The organism is Nocardioides sp. TF02-7, from assembly GCF_022437945.1.
Lineage (GTDB): Bacteria > Actinomycetota > Actinomycetes > Propionibacteriales > Nocardioidaceae > Nocardioides.
In genome coordinates this window covers 2488252-2505271 of the sequence record NZ_CP092535.1, presented here as the reverse complement: position 1 = coordinate 2505271, position 17020 = coordinate 2488252, and the positions used below count along the sequence as shown (strand labels likewise).

Below are 17020 nucleotides of genomic sequence, written 5' to 3'. Positions count from 1 at the left end.
TCCACCCATGACAGAGGTGCGCATCGAGCAGGTCGACGAGCGCGACAGCAGCTGGGAGGACGACCACCCGCGGTTCCGGGTCTACCTGCACGGCAGCGGTGAGTCGTCGACAGGCGGCTGGACGGACACCTACGACGTCACCGGGGCCGACGTCCTGCAGGTCATCGACTGGGCGCAACGGCAGGCCGGTGGTTCGTCGACCTACGCGATCGCCCTCGTCCACGACGACGCCGACGAGGAGCGACGGAACCCGGGGCACGGCCGGGGGCTGGTGTGGCTGGTCGGCATGGACGGCAACGACGTGGCGGCGGACGGACGCGAGGCCACCATCCAGCGACGGATGCTCGCCAGGCGCCGAGACCCGGTCCGGCTGCCGATCGCCGACAACATGCCGGAAGGTGTGCCCGACCCCTACAACGACGGCACCCGGTCGCGCTGACACGCCCCGACGGCGCCCGACGGTGGCCACTCCGCCGGTCGCCCGACCGGCGAGCACCGTTGAGACCTGAGCGGCACGGGTACTCCCCCTCCGGACGACGACAGGAGGAGGACGTGGCCGACGACGTCATCGAGCGCTTCCCCACCGCGGAGAGCGCGCCGACCAGCGCTCGGCACGGTCGCCGCGAGGTCGTCGGGCGGCGCTTGGGGATCGGGCTGCTGGTCGTTGTCGTGGTGGTCGCCTGCCTCGGGCTGCTGGGGCCGGCGTCGAGCACGACGTCCGAGCGCGTTGCGGCCGGCACGATCACGATGGAGTACGACGTCCGCACCCGGCCCGGCCTCGACACCGAGGTGCTCGTGACCGTCCGGCCCGAGCAGCCGGCGGAGTCGCTCGCGCTCGAGATCGACCAGGCCGCCCTCGAGACCTACGGCATCGAGACCTTCGCGCCCGAGCCCGTGGAGCAGCGCACCCGCGACGACTCCGTCGTCCTCGAGTTCGCCGCGGCGGACGCCGAGGCGTTCGAGGTGCGGACGTCGGGTCGCACCTCCCCAACGCAACCGCCCGGACGCACCGCCTGGCAGCTCCGGTGGCTGGTCGACGGATCACCGGTCGCGACCCTCGACGTCACCACGTGGGTGATGCCCTGATGATCACGGTCGTCTACTCCGTCCTGGTGTTCTTCCTCCTCATGGCCGTGCTCCGGGTGATGGGCAAGCGCGAGCTCTCGGAGATGTCCGCGTTCGACCTGGTGATCCTGTTCGTCATCGGCGACCTGATCGCCGAGGCCGTGGTCTCCGAGGACACCTCGTTCAGCGGGGCGTTCGTCGCGGTCGCGACCTTCGCGCTGCTGACGATCGCGATGTCGTGGCTCTCGTTCCGGTTCCCGCGGCTCGAGAACGTCCTCGACGGGGCACCCACCGTGATCGTCCGGGACGGGGTGCCCGACGAGGAGGCGATGCGCCGCGAGCGCATCACCGTCTACGACCTCCACGAGGCGGCGCGCGGCAACGGGATCGAGGACGTGGACGAGATCGAGCTCGCACTGCTCGAGCCCGACGGCTCGTTCTCGTTCTTCACCCGGTCGAGCGACAGCAGCTGACGGACGCCCGGCGCGAACGTCGGCTCAGAGCAGGGCCGAGCGCATCCGGCCGGCGATCTCGAGGACGGCGGCGCGGGAGGTGCGCCCGGTGCCGACGATGTTGAGGAAGCCGTGGATCTGGTCGGTGAACCGGCGCAGCTCGACGGTGGCGCCGGCATCGGCCAGCCCGCGGGCGTAGGCCTCGCCCTCGTCGCGGAGCGGGTCGAACCCGGCGGTGACGACGTACGCCGGGGCCAGCGCGTCGGGGAGACCGTCGGGGAGCTCCGCCCGGACCAGCGAGATCCGCGGGTCGGCCAGGTCGTCGGGGGTCCGCGGGTAGGTGACGTCGACCCGGTCGATGAACGTGCGGGTGAGGTAGAACCCCTCGCCGAACAGCCGCATGCTCGCGGTGTCGTGGGAGCCGTCGGCGACCGGGTAGACCAGCAGCTGCCAGCGCAGCGGCACGCCGTCGCGGGCGGCGGCCAGGGCGATGTTGGCGGCGAGGTTGGCGCCGGCCGAGTCCCCGCCGACCGCCAGCCGCTGCGGGTCAGCGCCCAGCTCGGCCGCGTGGTCGACCACCCAGCGGAAGCCCTCGTAGGCGTCGTCGTGCGCCGCCGGGAACCGGTGCTCCGGGGCGAGCCGGTAGGTGATCGCCAGCACCGGCACGCCCGTCTGCTCGGCGAGCACCCGGCACGGCGCGTCGTGGGTGTCGAGGTCGCCCTCGACGAAGCCGCCGCCGTGGACGAACACCAGCAGCGGCCCCGGACCGTCGGTCACGGCCGGCCGGGTGGGGAGGTAGTGCCGCGCCGGGCGGCCCGCCACCACGAGGTCGCGGGTGGCGCCGATCGGCTGCACCCCGCCGACCAGGGGCGACTCCTCCCGCAGCCGGACGCGGAGCTCGTCGAACGGCACCTCCTCGTCGCGCGGCCGCACCAGCGACTGCAGCCGCAACAGCACCTGCAGGTCCGGGGCCAGGGTCTGCCCGTCCTTGACGACCGGGCGGCCAGCGATCAGCCGCTGCACCTTCGCGGGGGCGGACATGGCGGCCCGGAGCGACCGGGCCTCGACGGCGTGGCGGAGGGTCACGGAGCAGCAACCTAGACGACCGGCGTACGCCGTCCGGCACCACCCGGCCCGCACCTGGCTCCGACGTTGCGCCGACCGGCGCTCGGCGTCACCGGCCGTTCACCCGGCAGTGCCACACTCGATCGCATGACCCTGGAGATGGTGCCCGAGCCGGTCGACGACGCCGCCCCGCGTCCGGACGAGGGGACCGCCGACGACGGGACGCCGTACGAGCCGGACCCGGAGGCGCTCGCCGCGGTCGCCGCCGTGCCCGACCGGTTCCTCGACCGCGAGCTGTCGTGGCTCCGGTTCAACGAGCGGGTGCTGGAGCTGGCCGAGGACCCCGAGCTGCCGCTGCTGGAGCGCGCCCGGTTCCTGGCGATCTTCACCAGCAACCTCGACGAGTTCTTCATGGTGCGCGTCGCGGGCCTCGAGCGCCGGATCGCGACCGGGCTCGCCGTCCGGGCCGCGTCGGGCATGATGCCGCGCGACGTGCTGCGGGCGATCTGGCGGCACACCAGCGAGCTGAGCCTGCGCCATGCCCGTGTCTTCCGCGACGAGATCGCTCCCGCCCCTGCGTGAGGAGGGCATCGAGCTGCTGCGCTGGTCGGACCTCGCCGAGGCCGAGCAGGAGGCGTGCTCGACGCTGTTCCGCGACCGGGTCTTCCCGGTGCTGACCCCGCTCGCCGTCGACCCGGCACACCCCTTCCCCTACATCTCCGGCCTCTCGCTCAACCTCGCGGTGCTGCTGCGCAACCCGACGACCGGCAAGGAGCACTTCGCCCGGGTCAAGGTGCCGTCGAACTTCGACCGGTTCGTGCCGCTCGGCAACGCCCGCTTCGTCCCGCTGGAGGACGTGATCGGCGCCCACCTGGAGCGGTTGTTCCCCGGCATGGAGGTGCTCGAGGCGCACACGTTCCGCGTCACCCGCAACGAGGATCTCGAGGTGGAGGAAGACGACGCGGAGAACCTGCTCGCGGCGCTGGAGAAGGAGCTGCTGCGGCGGAAGTTCGGCCCGCCGGTCCGGCTGGAGGTCGAGGAGTCGATCGCGCCGGCGGTGCTCGACCTGCTGGTCTCCGAGCTCGACATCGGCGACGACGAGGTGGTGCGGGTGCCGGGCCCGCTCGACCTGCGCGGCCTGCACAGCATCGCCGACCTCGGGCGCGAGGAGCTGAAGTACCCCACCTTCGTGCCCGGCACCCACCCGGTGCTGGCGGAGGTCGAGTCGTCGGCGCCGGTCGACGTCTTCAAGGCGCTGCGCCGCCGCGACGTGCTGCTGCACCACCCCTACGACTCCTTCGCCACGTCGGTGCAGCGGTTCATCGAGCAGGCCGCCGCCGACCCGCACGTCCTCGCGATCAAGCAGACGCTCTACCGCACCTCCGGTGACAGCCCGATCATCGACGCGCTGATCGACGCCGCCGAGGCCGGCAAGCAGGTGCTGGTCATCGTCGAGATCAAGGCCCGCTTCGACGAGCAGGCCAACATCCGGTGGGCGCGCAAGCTGGAGGAGGCCGGCTGCCACGTGGTCTACGGCCTGGTCGGCCTCAAGACGCACTGCAAGCTCGCGATGGTCGTCCGCGACGAGCCGGAGGGCATCCGCCGCTACGTCCACATCGGCACCGGCAACTACAACTCCAAGACCGCGCGCTACTACGAGGACCTGGGGCTGCTGACCACGGACGCCCGGATCGGCAACGACGTGGCCCACCTCTTCAACAACCTCAGCGGCTGGTCGCAGGACGCCGAGTACGCCGACCTGCTGGTCGCCCCGGACTTCGTCCGCAACGGCCTGGTCGAGCAGATCCACCGCGAGATCGCCCACCACCGCGCCGGGCGGCCCGCGGGCATCCGGTTCAAGGTCAACGCGCTGGTCGACGAGGAGGTCGTCGACGCGCTCTACCTCGCCTCCCGCGAGGGTGTGCGCGTCGAGCTGCTGGTCCGGGGCATCTGCGCGCTCCGCCCCGGCGTCCCGGGCCTCTCCGAGAACATCACCGTCCGCTCGATCCTCGGCCGCTTCCTCGAGCACAGCCGGGTCTTCTGGTTCGCCGCCGGCGGCGAGCCCGTGGCCTGGATCGGCTCGGCCGACATGATGCACCGCAACCTCGACCGCCGGGTCGAGGTGCTGGTGCGGCTCCCCACCGAGCAGAGCAGGGCGGAGGTCGAGCGGCTGCTCGACCTGGCGTTCGACCCCGCCACCGACGCGTGGGAGCTCGACGCCGACGGCACCTGGCAGCGCCGGCGGGGCGAGGTGCACCTCCAGGAGGTGCTGATCACGACGCACCGGCGGCGGCGCAAGACCGACCACGGCGCGACGTACGGCTGAGGCCCGCGCTCCCGACGGGGCGCCCGACGTGGGCAGGGACACACGGCCCTTGACCCCACCGGGTTTGCGTGCACCGGACGGCCACCCCCTAGCATGAGCCCGTTCGCCTCCGCCTCAACGGGAGTCCATGTGGGTCTGCGTCTGCGTCCTGTCGACACCTCCTTCTACGACCTCTTCACCCAGTCGGCCCGGCACCTCGTGCGGGGCAGTGAGCTGCTGGCGGAGATGCTGTCGGACACCTCCGACAAGGCGTCGGTCGCCGAGCGGATGCGTGCCGCCGAGCACGACGCCGACGAGACGACCCACGAGATCGTCAAGAAGGTCAACAGCACGTTCGTCACGCCGTTCGACCGCGAGGACATCTATGCCCTCGGCTCCGGTCTCGACGACGTGATGGACATGATGGACGAGGCCGTCGACCTCATCCTCCTCTACGAGATCGAGGTCCTCCCGCCGGAGCTGTCGGAGCAGGTGACGGTCATCCAGCGGTGCGCCGAGCTGACCGCCGAGGCGATGCCCCGGCTGCAGTCGATGAAGTCGCTCGAGGACTACTGGATCGAGATCAACCGGCTCGAGAACGCCGGCGACAAGAACCACCGCCGGACGCTCGCCAACCTGTTCTCCGGCGAGTACAAGACGATCGACGTGCTCAAGCTGAAGGACGTCGTGGAGTCGCTCGAGGGCGCGATCGACGCGTTCGAGACCGTCGCCAACATCGTCGAGCAGATCGCCGTCAAGGAAAGCTGAGCCGGTCGTCCCGTGGACGTGACTCTCGCGATCGTCATCACGGTCGTCGTGGTGGCCCTGGTGTTCGACTACACCAACGGCTTCCACGACGCCGCGAACGCCATCGCCACCTCGGTCTCCACGCGTGCGCTGACCCCGCGGGTCGCCCTCGCGCTGGCGGCCGTCATGAACTTCGTGGGCGCCTTCCTCGGGCAGCAGGTCGCCCACACCGTGAGCGACACGATCGACCCACCCGGTGACAACCACGGCTTGATCATCGTGATGGCCGGGCTGGTGGGCGCCATCACGTGGAACCTGATCACCTGGTACTTCGGCCTCCCGTCGTCCTCCTCGCACGCGCTGATCGGCGGCCTGGTCGGCTCGGCGGTCGCCGCCGGCGTCGGCGTCTCGTGGAGCACGGTGCTGGAGAAGGTCGTCATCCCGATGTTCCTGTCGCCGCTGTTCGCGTTCGCGGCCGGGTTCGTGGTGATGCTGGCGGTGCTGTGGCTGTTCCGCCGCGCCAACCCGCACAAGGCCAACCGCGGGTTCCGGATCGCGCAGACGATCTCGGCCGCCGGCATGGCGCTCGGGCACGGCCTCCAGGACGCGCAGAAGACGATGGGCGTGATCTTCCTGGCGCTGGTCACCGGCGGCTACGTCGCCTCCGAGGACCAGGGCGGCGACCTCCCGATCTGGGTGATCGTCGCCGCCGCGACGGCGATCGCGCTCGGCACCTGGGCGGGCGGCTGGCGGATCATGCGGACCCTGGGCCGGCGGATCATCCACCTGGACCCGCCGCAGGGCTTCGCCGCGGAGTCGGTGGCGGCGTCGGTGCTCTACACGACCGCGTTCGTCTACGAGGCGCCGATCTCGACGACGCACACGATCACCTCCGCGGTGATGGGCGTGGGCGCCACCAAGCGGCTCTCGGCCGTGCGGTGGGGCGTGGCGCGGTCGATCGTCACCGCGTGGGTGCTGACCTTCCCGGCCTCGGCGTCGGTCGCCGCGGCCACCTACTTCGTGCTCCACGGCATCACCCGGATCTGACGCTCCGTCTCCCCCGGGCCGACCGTCGGGCAGACCGCCGGTCACGGGCCGCCGGTCACACGGTGAGCGCGTAGCCGCGGCCCCGGATCCGGCGGACGACAGCGGCGTCGCCGAGCCGCGCCCGCAGCCGGGTGACGTGCATGGCGATCGTGTTGCCGGCCGGCCGGCGCCCGGCCACGCCCCACAGCTCCTCGCGCAGCTCCTCGTCGGTCACGACGCCGGGGGGCGCGCAGCATGAGGGGCGCGCAGCAGCTCGAACTCCTTCAGCGGCAGGTCGCCGATCCGCTCGCCGTCGATCAGCACCCGGTACGACGCCGCGTCGAGCTCGATCGGCCCCACCACCAGGTGGGCGCGCTCCTCCAGCGACCGCGGCGAGTGGCTGAGCAGGTCCCACAGGTGGTCGGCGGAGTAGGGCCGGGCGACCACGGCGCTGGCACCGGCCAGCATCAGCGACCCGACCTCCGCGGCGTCGACCTCCTCCAGCGCGGCGACGACGTACGGCGACCCGTGGCGGCGGATGGCGGTGACGAAGTCCGGTGCGGAGACCCCCGGCGCTTCCGGCGCCACCACGACCGCGTCGGGGTCGAGCCGGCCGAACTCGATCAGGCCGTCGACGGTCGAGCCGACCCAGGTGACGTGGACGCCGCGGCCGGCCATCGCGTCGGCGAGGTCGACCCGGCCGGCCCGGTCGTCCCACGGGTCGACGACCAGCAGCTGGGCGCCGGCGGTCTCCGCCCACCGGTGCAGGTAGGCGCGGGCAGTCACCGGCTCAGCCGAAGCGGCCCGAGATGTAGTCCTCGGTCGACTTGTTGTCGGGGTTGGCGAACATCTTCTTGGTGGGGTTGAACTCCACCAGGTGGCCCGGCTCGCCCTGCGCCTTGAGGTTGAAGAAGCCGGTCTCGTCCGACACCCGCGCGGCCTGCTGCATGTTGTGGGTGACGATCACGATCGTGTAGTCCTGCTTGAGCTCGTGGATGAGGTCCTCGATCGCGGACGTCGAGATCGGGTCGAGCGCCGAGCACGGCTCGTCCATGAGCAGCACGTCGGGCTGGACGGCGATCGCCCGGGCGATGCAGAGCCGCTGCTGCTGCCCGCCGGAGAGGCCGGCACCCGGCTTGGACAGCCGGTCCTTGACCTCGTTCCACAGGTTGGCGCCGCGCAGCTACCGCTCCACGGTGTCGTCGGCCTCCGACCTGCTCATCTTCCGCGCGTTGAGGCGCAGGCCTGCGATCACGTTGTCGTAGATCGACATCGTCGGGAACGGGTTCGGCCGCTGGAAGACCATGCCGATCTGGCGGCGGACCGTCACCGGGTCGACGCCGGGCTCGTAGAGGTCCTGCCCGTCGACGACGATCTTGCCCTCGACGCGGGCGCCCGGGATCACCTCGTGCATCCGGTTCAGCGACCGGAGGAACGTCGACTTGCCGCAGCCGGACGGGCCGATGAACGCCGTCACCGACCGCGCCCGGATCGTCATGTTGACGCCCGCGACCGCGAGGAAGTCGCCGTAGTAGATGTTGACGTCGGAGACGTCGATGCTCTTGGCCATGGGTTGCTTCCTAGCTCCTCGAGGTGGCGTCACTTGCCGGTCTTGGGGGCGAACACGGAGCCGATGACGCGGGCCACCACGTTGAGCGTCATCACGATCACGATCAGGACGAGGGCGGCGCCCCAGATGGCGTCGCTCCACGCGTCGCCGTACTTGAAGTGGCTGGTCTTGCTCAGCGATCCGAAGATGAAGGTCGGCAGCGTCGCCGTGCCGCCGTCGAAGGGGTTCCAGTTCGTCTGGTACGCCGTGCCGACGATCAGCAGCAGCGGCGCGGTCTCGCCCGCCACCCGCGCGACCGCGAGCGTCACGCCGGTGACGATGCCCGCCACCGCGGTCGGCAGCACGACCTTGACGATCGTGCGCCACTTGGGCACGCCGAGGGCGTACGACGCCTCCCGCAGGTCCTCGGGCACCAGCTTGAGCATCTCCTCCACCGCGCGGATCACCGTCGGCAGCATCAGCAGCGACAGCGCGACGCCGCCGCCGACCGCCAGCCGCGGCAGCGGCTCGGCCAGGACGACCTGGAAGAACGCGAACGCGAACAGGCCGGCCACGATCGACGGGATGCCGGTCATCACGTCGACGAGGAAGGTGATGACGCCGGCCAGCCTGGTGCCCTTGCCGTACTCGACGAGCCACACCGCGGTCAGCACGCCGACCGGGACGGCGATCACGGCGGCGATCACCGTGACGAGCAGGGTGCCGACGAGCGCGTGGAAGATGCCGCCGCTGCCGTCGAGGAGCGCGCGACCGCTCATGTCCGCGGTGAGGAAGTTGCCGCTGATCGCGGGGGCGCCCTTGGCGACCACGGTGACCATCAGGCTGACGAGCGGGATCATCGCGAGCACGAAGGCGGTCCACACCAGCGTGGTGACGAGGCGGTCGACGGCCTTGCGGCGGTTCTCGACGAGCAGGCTCCACAGCGGGAACGCGACGACGAAGACCACCCAGGCGACGGCGACCACCGGCGCGACGCCCCAGCCGAGGATCACGCCGAGCAGCCCGCCGGCGGCGAGGGCGACCACCCCGGTGAGGAGGGCGGCCAGCCGCGGGAGCCGCCCGGCGGGCGCGGTCGGGTCCGGAGGGAGCGGGCCGGTCGAGAAGGGGTCGATCGTGTCGGTGGCGCGACCGCCGGGCTCGGCGGGAGGTGTCGAGGTCATCGGATCAGCCCTTCACGACACCCCGGGTCGCGATCCAGCGACCCAGGAAGTTGACGACGAACGTGAGGAGGAAGAGCGCGAGGCCGGCGAAGATCAGGACGCTCACCTTGATCGGCGAGGCCTCCTTGTAGCCCAGGGCGATGTAGGCGGCGATCGTGTTGGAGCTCTGGCTCGACACGACGTCCCAGTTGACGACGACGCCGGTGGCGGAGAGCACCATGGCGACCGCCATCGTCTCGCCGAGCGCGCGGCCGAGGCCGAGGAGCAGCGCCGCGACCATGCCGGACCGCCCGTAGGGCAGCACGGTCATCCGGATCATCTCCCAGCGGGTGGCGCCGAGGGCGAGCGCGGCCTCCTCGTGGGCCCGCGGGGTCTGGGCGAACACCTCGCGCATGATGGCGGTGACGATCGGCAGCGCCATCAGCGCCAGCACCACGCCGGCGGTGAGGATGGTGCGGCCGGTGGTGCTGGCGGGCCCGTCGAAGAACGGCAGCCAGCCGAGGTTGTCGACCAGCCACTCGTGCATCGGCTGGAGGTACGGCGCGAGCACGATGATGCCCCACAGGCCGAACACGACGCTCGGCACGGCGGCGAGCAGGTCGACGAGGAAGCCGACCGGGCGGGCGATCCGCCGGGGTGCGTAGTGGGAGATCACCAGCCCGAGGCCGATCGACAGCGGCGTGACGATCAGCATCGCGATGATCGAGGCCAGCACGGTGCCGAACAGCAGGGCGCCGACCAGCGACCACAGGCTGGAGCGCTCGTTGAGCTGGTCGGGCTCGGCGTCGAACGCCGGGAGGCCCTTGATCAGCAGGAAGACCGCGACCCCGGCGAGGAAGACGATGACGAGCAGGGACGACACGAGTGCGGCCCTGCTGAAGACGGCGTCGCCGATGCGGCGACCCGCCACCTCCTGCACGGGCGGCTCTTCACGGACGGCGGTCACGACGGTTCCTCCGGTCGACGATGGGCGACGGCACCCGTGCAGGGGTCGGGCACTGCGCCCGACCCCTGCACTGCCTGCAGGGCCTGCACGGCCTGCACGGCCTGGTGCTTCTCGGTCAGGACGACGCCGAGATTCCGTCGATGATCCCCTGGATCTCCTCCTGCAGGGAGTCGCTCAGGGGGGCGGCACCGGCCTCGGCGGCGGCGAGCTCCTGGCCCTCGTCGGAGACGACGTAGGACAGGTAGCCCTTCACCAGGTCGGCGGTCGCCTGGTCCTCGTACTGCTGGCAGGCCAACAGGTACGACGTCAGCACGATCGGGTACACGCCCGCCTCGGCGGTCGTGTGGTCGAGGTCGACGGCCAGGTCGACGTCGGGCCGGCCCTCGACGCGCGGGGAGACCTCGAGGATCTTCGCGGCCGCGTCGGCGCTCGGCGGGACGAACTCGTCGCCGACACCGATGTTGGCCTGGCCGAGACCGCCGGCCTGGCTCGCGTCGGCGTACCCGATGGTGTTCTCGTTCTCGGTCACGACCTGGACGACGCCCGAGGTGCCGTTGCCGGCCTCGCCGCCCGCGTCGGTCGGCCAGGTCTCCACGACACCGGCGGTCCACACGTCGCCGGCGGCGGCGTCGAGGTAGTCGGTGAAGTTCTCGGTCGTGCCCGACTCGTCGGAGCGGTGCACGGGCGTGATGTCGGCGTCCGGCAGGTTCGCGCCCTCGTTGGACTCCGCGATGGCGGGGTCGTTCCAGCTGGTGATCTCGCCGGCGAAGATGCCGGCGACCGCCTCGGGGGTCAGGTTGAGCTCGTCGACGCCGGGCACGTTGAAGATGACCGCGATCGGCGAGACGTAGTTGGGGATCTCGATCGGGTCGGTGCCGGCACAGCGCTCGGTGGCGTCGCTGAGCTCGCCCTCGTCGTCGGTGAGGTAGGCGTCGGAGCCGGCGAAGGCGTAGCCGCCGTTGATGAAGTTGGTGCGGCCGTCGCCGGAGCCGACCGGCTCGTAGGTCACCGCCACGTTGGGCGCGACCTCCTGGAAGCCCACCAGCCAGGCGTTCTGCGCCGACTCCTGCGACGACGCGCCGCCGGCGATGAGCTCGCCCTCGAGCGTGCCGTAGTCGACGCCGGACGCCTCGCCGCCGTTGCCGCCGGAACCGTTGTCGTCGTCACCGCCGCACGCGGTCAGCAGCAGGGCCAGCGCGGCCACACCCGGCACGAGGGCCCGGCGGAAGGAAGTGCGGTTCAAGAGTTCTGCCTCTCGGGAAGCTGAGGGGCACACATCTCTCGCAGCGCCCCCGTTGTTTCGATCTCGGACACTGCGAACGTAGGGAGACCGGGTAACACAACTCTCCGACGAGTCTGAACGAGAGGTGAACAGTGGGCGAGCATCGCGGCACGTGCCGCGACGCCCGTCACAGGCCCCTCACCGGAGGGACACCGGCGGCGCCGGGTCAGTACGGCCCGTGCCGCTCCGTGGCGACGACCTGGTCCTTGCGCACGTGCACCACGAGCATCTCCGCGGGTGCGAGCTCGGCGCCGACGTGCTTGGGGCGCAGGCCGAGGGCGTCGAAGAGCAGCGGCAGCACCGGCCGGTGGCTGCAGAGCACCGCGCCGCCGTCGGTGGCGGCCAGCTTCTCGACCAGCCCCCGTCACGGCCTCCGGCGTCGCGCCCCTCCTCGCTGAGCAGCTCGGTGGTGTCGACGTCGAGACCGGCGGTGTGGGCGTAGGGCGTCACCGTCTGCACGCAGCGGGTGCTGCTCGACGACACGACCGTCGTGACGTCGTAGGCCGCGAGCAGCGGCACCAGCCGCTCGGCCTGCACGGCGCCGGTACGCACCAGCGGGCGGAGCGCGTCGTCACGCCGCCACCCCCTTGCGCGACCGGGCCTGGCCGTGCCGGAGCACCACCAGGGCCCGGGTCCGGCGGCGCACCTCGAGGGCGTCGGCGAGCGTCTGCCGGTCGTAGGGGTAGGTCAGCCGGTCGGGCGCCTCGGCGACGGGCACCCACTCGACCCGGTCGATCTCGTCATTGGGCCGGTAGAGGCTCACGTCGTCGTCGCCCACGACCCGCCCGGTCCAGTAGCCGACCGTCTTCATCCGGCCACCGGTCTCGTAGCGCTGCGAGGCCAGCGGCGGCCCCAGCCGCACGTGCAGCCCGGTCTCCTCGGCGACCTCCCGCACCGCGGCGGCCACCGCGTGCTCGCCGCGCTCGAGCTTGCCCCTTGGGGAACGACCAGTCGTCGTACTTCGGCCGGTGCACGAGCAGCACCTCCCGGCCGGGCCGGAACGTCACCACCCCCGCGGCCTGGATGTCGGGCGGCGGCGCGGAGCGGGTCGTCGGCACGGCGCTAGTGTCACACCTGCCGCCGGTTGCAGAGGAGCATCCCACCGACCATGTCGACGACGCGTCGCCGCCTGTTCACCGGGCGCTCACCGGTGGTCCCGGTCGCTGTGCTGGTCGTGCTCGCCGTGGTCGCCGCCGCGGTGGTCGTCTGGCTGGTGCGGTCGGAGGACGAGGAGCCGACGCGGATCGCCGCCGCGGTCGCCCTCGCGCCGGAGGCCAGCGAGCGGATCGGCTGGACCGACTGGGCCGCCGTACGCGACGAGCTCGACAGCGACGTGTCGGCCGGCTCGACCGCCGCCGAGGTCGAGGAGTTCCTGCTCGCCGGCTTCGACGCCGACCTGACCGCAGCGTCCGCGCTGGTGACCTCGGCGTCGGCCCTCCAGGAGCAGTACGGCGTCTCCCCGCGTCCCTGGAGTGGGAGCTGTTCGCGCAGAGCAGCGAGGCGGCGCTGCTGTTCCTCGGGCTGCCGGCGTCGCTCGACCTCGCGGCGCTCGAGGACGACCTGGAGGCACTCGGCTACGCGCGGCCCGACGCCGACGACGGCGTGTGGGTCGGCGGCGGGGAGGTGACCGCCCGGGTCGGCGGCGTGACCGAGCAGCTCGGCCACCTCGTCCTCGACGCCGACCGCCGCCTGCTCGTGGCGAGCGACTCCCAGATCGCGGCGGAGCGCTGGCGCGACGGGCAGCGCGGCACCGCGCGTGACGACGGGGTCGCCGACGTCGTCGCCGAGATCGGAGGCGCCGTGTCGGCGACGGTCTACACCGGTGACCACGCGTGCGTGGCGCTGTCGATGACCCAGGCCTCGGACGACGACCGGGTGCGGGCGGCGGACCTCGTGGAGGCCGCCGGCGGCGTGCACCCGCTGCTCGGCTTCGCGATCGCGGGCCGGCCCGGCGGCGAGGTGCGGGTGGCGATGGCCTTCGACACCGAGGAGCAGGCCCGCGCCGACGCCGACGCGCGGTTCGCGCTGGCGCGCGGGCCGGCGCCGGGCCAGGGCACCGACTTCCCCGACCTGTTCGAGCTCGGGGAGGGCGACGTCGCGGCCCGCGGCAGCGTGGTGACGATGGACCTCGACCCCCTCCCCTACGCGTTCGCGCTCTCCGACCTCGCGCAGGGCCCGGTGCTGTTCGCGACCTGCTGAGCCGCCCGCTACCGGAACCGGCGCAGCCGGAGGCTGTTGGTGACCACGAACACCGACGACAGCGCCATCGCCGCGCCGGCCAGCATCGGGTTCAGCAGCGCCGCCGCAGCCAACGGGAGCGCGGCGACGTTGTAGCCGAACGCCCAGAACAGGTTGCCGCGGATGGTCGACAGCGTCCGCCGCGCGAGGCGGACGGCGTCGGCCGCGACCCGCAGGTCGCCGCTGACGATGGTGAGGTCGCTCGCCTCGCGGGCCACGTCGGTGCCGGTGCCCATCGCGATGCCGAGGTCGGCCCGGGCCAGCGCGGCGGCGTCGTTGACGCCGTCGCCGACCATCGCGACCCGGCGGCCGCGCTCCTGCAGGTCGGCGACGAAGGCGACCTTCTCCGCCGGCAGCACACCGGCCCGCACCTCGTCGATGCCGACGGCGGCCGCGACGGCGCGGGCGGCCCGCTCGTTGTCGCCGGTCAGCAGCACAGGCGTGAGTCCCAGACCGCGCAGGCGGCGCACGGCCTCGGCCGACGACTCCTTCACCGCGTCGGCGACCACCAGCACGCCGCGGGCCCGGCCGTCCCAGCCGACGAGCACCGGCGTCGCGCCGTCGCCCTCGGCCCGGTCGACCGCCTCGGCGAGCGCCCGGGGCACGGTCAGCCCGTGATCGGCGAGGAACGATGGCCGGCCGACCAGTGCGTCGCGGCCGTCGACCGTGCCGGTCACGCCGCGGCCCGGCTCGTTGGCGAACCCCTCGAGGACGCCCGTCTCCCTGTCCGTCGGCGATCGCCCGCGCGATCGGGTGCTCCGACGCCGACTCCAGCGTGGCCGCGACCCGGCGCACCTCGGCCTCGTCGACCCCGTCGGTGCCGTCGGGAACCACCTCGACCAGCCGCATCTCGCCGGTGGTGACGGTGCCGGTCTTGTCGAGCACGACGGTGTCGACGGCCCGGGTGGCCTCCAGCGCCTCGGGGCCGCGGATCAGGATGCCGAGCTGCGCGCCCCGCCCGGTGCCGACCATCAGCGCGGTGGGCGTGGCGAGCCCGAGGGCGCACGGGCAGGCGATGATGAGGACCGCCACGGCGGCGGTGAGCGCGACCTCCCAGCCGGCGTCGGCGCCCAGCCAGAAGCCGAGGGTGCCGACGGCGAGGGCGATGACCACCGGGACGAACACCCCGGAGATCCGGTCGGCCAGGCGTTGCGCGCGGGCCTTGCCGGCCTGCGCCTCCTCGACCAGGCGGGCGAGCTGGGCGAGGTGGGTGTCGGCGCCCACGCGGGTCGCGCGGACGACCAGCCGGCCGGTCGTGTTGACCGTCGCGCCCACGACCTCGTCGCCGGGCCCGACCTCGACCGGCACCGACTCGCCGGTGACGAGCGACGCGTCGACGGCCGACCGGCCGGTGACGACCTCGCCGTCGGTGGCGACCTTCTCCCCCGGCCGTACGACGAACAGGTCGCCGGCGGTCAGCTCGGTGGCGGGCAGCAGCGTCTCGGGGCCCTCCGGCCCGTCCCGCAGCACCGCGACCTCCCGGGCGCCCAGATCGGCGAGCGCGCGGAGCGCGTCACCCGCGTGCCGCTTCGACCGCTTCTCGAAGTAGCGCCCCGCGAGCAGGAACATCGTGACGCCGGCCGCGGTCTCGAGGTAGATGTCGCCGAGACCCGAGCCCGGGCCGTCGCGGTCGGGCCACAGGTCGAACGGGTGGGTCATCCCGGGCTCGCCGGCGGTGCCCCAGAACAGCGCCGCCAGCGACCAGCCGAACGCCGCGAGCACGCCCACCGAGACCAGCGTGTCCATCGTGGAGGAGCCGTGCCGCAGGTTGACCCACGCGGCCCGGTGGAACGGCCAGGCGCCCCACGTGGCGACGGGCGCGGCGAGGGTGAGCGAGGCCCACTGCCAGTACTCGAACTGGAGGGCCGGGACCATCGCCATCGCGATCACGGGCACGGCGAGCACCACCGACCACACCAGCCGGTGCCGCAGCGCGACCAGCTCGCGGTCCTCCGGCGGCTCTGCCGGCGCCCCCGCCGGGGCGGCGAGCGGGCGGCGTACCGTCGCGGCGTAGCCGGCCGCCTCGACCGTCTCGAGCAGCAGCGAGGGGTCCGTGCCCGACGGGGCGGTCACGGTGGCGCGCTCGGTGGCGTAGTTGACCGTGGCGCTGACGCCGTCGAGCTTGTTGAGCTTGCGCTCGATCCGGTGGGCGCAGGACGCGCAGGTCATGCCGGTGATGTCGAGGTCGAGGCTGGCGGTCGGCTCGCCGGTCAGCTCGCGGACGCGGGTGTCAGTGGCCATGACCGTCCTCCTCGTGGTCGTCCGGCGCCGGCGCCGCGCCGTCACCGACGGTGACGGTGAAGTCGGCCGTGCGGACCACGCCGTCGTGGCGGAAGTCGAGGAACAGCCGGTAGCGCCCGGCGTCGGGGAGCTCGACGTGGAACGCCACCTCCGGCCCCGGCTCGCCTTCCTCGGGGTGAACGTGGACGTAGTCGAGGTCGTCGGCACCGATGGCCACCAGGTGGCCGTACGCGCCGAGGTAGGGCTCCAGCGCCTCGACCTCCACGCCGCCGCGGGTGACGTGGAAGGTCGCCATCGACGTCTCCGGGTCGCGCTCGAGGTGGACCTCGTAGTCGTCGACACGGGCGGTGTCGGTGTCGCCGCCGAGCGGCTCGGGCCGGTAGTCGCCGGCGACCTGCAGCTCCGCCTCGGCGAGCGCAGGGTCGCCGCCCGCGGGCACGAAGTCGGCGTAGAGGCGCCAGCTGCCCGGCTCGAGGTCCACCGGCACCGACCACCGGCCGGTCGCCGGGTCGAGGCGGGGATGGACGTGACGGAAGGCGGCGAGGTCGCGGCGTACGGCGATCAGGTGCAGCTCCTTCTCGTGCTGCACGTCGTAGGACGTCACCGGCTCGCCGGAGCCGTCGAGCACGCGGAACCCGAGCTGCGCCCGGCCGGCGTCGACGACCCCTGAGTCGAGCGCCAGCGTGTGCACGCTGCTCGCACGGCTCGCGCCGTGCTTGTCGTCGCCGCTGCCGTGGTCGTGGCCGCTGTCGGCCGGCTGCAGCCGGACCCGGTCGTGGCCGGACGAGTCGTGCGCCGTGTCGTCGGTCTCGACCGGGCCGACGACGCCGCCGACCCACAGCGCCGCGGCCAGCACGACCACCAGCCCGGTGCCGTAGGCGGCGACCTTCTGCCAGGCACGCATGCCGCTCCTCCTCGTGCCG

Annotated in this window: 15 protein-coding genes and 4 pseudogenes; 7 read left to right on the top strand and 12 right to left on the bottom strand. The window is 72.7% G+C overall.

The window, feature by feature from the left end; translation table 11 throughout:
• Window positions 1–7 precede the first annotated feature (7 nt).
• From MF408_RS12920 to MF408_RS12910, 3 genes are all read left to right on the top strand, one after another.
• Window positions 8–439 carry a hypothetical protein gene (locus MF408_RS12920; RefSeq protein ID WP_240248036.1) on the top strand — a complete coding sequence of 144 codons (432 nt, stop codon included), beginning with the start codon at window positions 8–10 and terminating at the stop codon, window positions 437–439.
• A 113-nt stretch (window positions 440–552) separates the two neighbouring features.
• Window positions 553–1086 carry a hypothetical protein gene (locus MF408_RS12915; protein ID WP_240248035.1) on the top strand — a complete coding sequence of 178 codons (534 nt, stop codon included), beginning with the start codon at window positions 553–555 and terminating at the stop codon, window positions 1084–1086.
• Window positions 1071–1538 carry a DUF421 domain-containing protein gene (locus tag MF408_RS12910; RefSeq protein WP_240248034.1) on the top strand — a complete coding sequence of 156 codons (468 nt, stop codon included), beginning with the start codon at window positions 1071–1073 and terminating at the stop codon, window positions 1536–1538. The genes MF408_RS12915 and MF408_RS12910 overlap by 16 nt, the downstream gene beginning before the upstream one ends.
• 24 nt (window positions 1539–1562) lie before the next feature.
• Here MF408_RS12910 and MF408_RS12905 read toward each other — a convergent pair whose 3' ends face one another.
• Window positions 1563–2603, bottom strand: a complete 1041-nt coding sequence (locus tag MF408_RS12905; protein ID WP_240248033.1) for an alpha/beta hydrolase — start codon at window positions 2601–2603, stop codon at window positions 1563–1565.
• A gap of 246 nt (window positions 2604–2849) precedes the next feature.
• Here MF408_RS12905 and MF408_RS12900 point away from each other — a divergent pair.
• From MF408_RS12900 to MF408_RS12890, 3 genes and pseudogenes are all read left to right on the top strand, one after another.
• Window positions 2850–4908: pseudogene (locus tag MF408_RS12900) on the top strand (RNA degradosome polyphosphate kinase).
• Window positions 4909–5037: 129 nt separating this feature from the next.
• On the top strand, window positions 5038–5655 hold the full coding sequence (locus tag MF408_RS12895; protein ID WP_240248032.1) for a DUF47 family protein: 618 nt from the start codon (window positions 5038–5040) through the stop codon (window positions 5653–5655).
• A gap of 18 nt (window positions 5656–5673) precedes the next feature.
• Window positions 5674–6681: an inorganic phosphate transporter gene (locus MF408_RS12890; RefSeq protein WP_275693155.1), complete on the top strand. Its 1008-nt coding sequence runs from the start codon at window positions 5674–5676 to the stop codon at window positions 6679–6681.
• A 55-nt stretch (window positions 6682–6736) separates the two neighbouring features.
• Here MF408_RS12890 and MF408_RS12885 read toward each other — a convergent pair whose 3' ends face one another.
• The 9 genes and pseudogenes from MF408_RS12885 to MF408_RS12845 form a co-directional block, all read right to left on the bottom strand.
• Window positions 6737–6895, bottom strand: a complete 159-nt coding sequence (locus tag MF408_RS12885) for a helix-turn-helix domain-containing protein (RefSeq protein ID WP_240248030.1) — start codon at window positions 6893–6895, stop codon at window positions 6737–6739.
• Window positions 6892–7446 carry a hypothetical protein gene (locus MF408_RS12880; protein WP_240248029.1) on the bottom strand — a complete coding sequence of 185 codons (555 nt, stop codon included), beginning with the start codon at window positions 7444–7446 and terminating at the stop codon, window positions 6892–6894. The genes MF408_RS12885 and MF408_RS12880 overlap by 4 nt, the downstream gene beginning before the upstream one ends.
• Window positions 7447–7450: 4 nt before the next feature.
• Window positions 7451–8230 (bottom strand): annotated as a pseudogene (gene pstB, locus MF408_RS12875) (phosphate ABC transporter ATP-binding protein PstB).
• 29 nt (window positions 8231–8259) lie between these two features.
• Window positions 8260–9390 carry a phosphate ABC transporter permease PstA gene (gene pstA, locus MF408_RS12870; protein ID WP_240248028.1) on the bottom strand — a complete coding sequence of 377 codons (1131 nt, stop codon included), beginning with the start codon at window positions 9388–9390 and terminating at the stop codon, window positions 8260–8262.
• A 4-nt stretch (window positions 9391–9394) separates the two neighbouring features.
• A complete protein-coding gene (gene pstC, locus MF408_RS12865; RefSeq protein ID WP_240248027.1) occupies window positions 9395–10336 on the bottom strand; it encodes a phosphate ABC transporter permease subunit PstC in 942 nt (313 codons plus the stop codon).
• 115 nt (window positions 10337–10451) lie between these two features.
• Window positions 10452–11579: a phosphate ABC transporter substrate-binding protein PstS gene (locus MF408_RS12860; RefSeq protein WP_240248026.1), complete on the bottom strand. Its 1128-nt coding sequence runs from the start codon at window positions 11577–11579 to the stop codon at window positions 10452–10454.
• Window positions 11580–11784: 205 nt separating this feature from the next.
• The gene (locus MF408_RS12855) at window positions 11785–11940 is read right to left on the bottom strand and encodes a hypothetical protein (RefSeq protein WP_240252176.1); all 156 of its coding nucleotides are present in this window, start codon (window positions 11938–11940) and stop codon (window positions 11785–11787) included.
• A 128-nt stretch (window positions 11941–12068) separates the two neighbouring features.
• Window positions 12069–12137, bottom strand: a pseudogene (locus MF408_RS12850) (hypothetical protein); the annotation flags it as partial.
• 52 nt (window positions 12138–12189) lie between these two features.
• The gene (locus MF408_RS12845; protein ID WP_240248025.1) at window positions 12190–12525 is read right to left on the bottom strand and encodes an NUDIX domain-containing protein; all 336 of its coding nucleotides are present in this window, start codon (window positions 12523–12525) and stop codon (window positions 12190–12192) included.
• 29 nt (window positions 12526–12554) lie between these two features.
• On the opposite strand from MF408_RS12845, the gene MF408_RS12840 reads away from it, so the two are divergent.
• Entirely contained in the window at window positions 12555–13817 is a 1263-nt protein-coding gene (locus tag MF408_RS12840) for a hypothetical protein (RefSeq protein WP_240248024.1), read from the top strand.
• An 8-nt stretch (window positions 13818–13825) separates the two neighbouring features.
• Here the strand turns inward: MF408_RS12840 and MF408_RS12835 are convergent.
• Window positions 13826–16097 (bottom strand): annotated as a pseudogene (locus MF408_RS12835) (heavy metal translocating P-type ATPase).
• Window positions 16087–17001 carry a hypothetical protein gene (locus tag MF408_RS12830; protein ID WP_240248023.1) on the bottom strand — a complete coding sequence of 305 codons (915 nt, stop codon included), beginning with the start codon at window positions 16999–17001 and terminating at the stop codon, window positions 16087–16089. Before MF408_RS12830 ends, MF408_RS12835 begins: the two are co-directional and overlap by 11 nt.
• Window positions 17002–17020 lie beyond the last annotated feature (19 nt).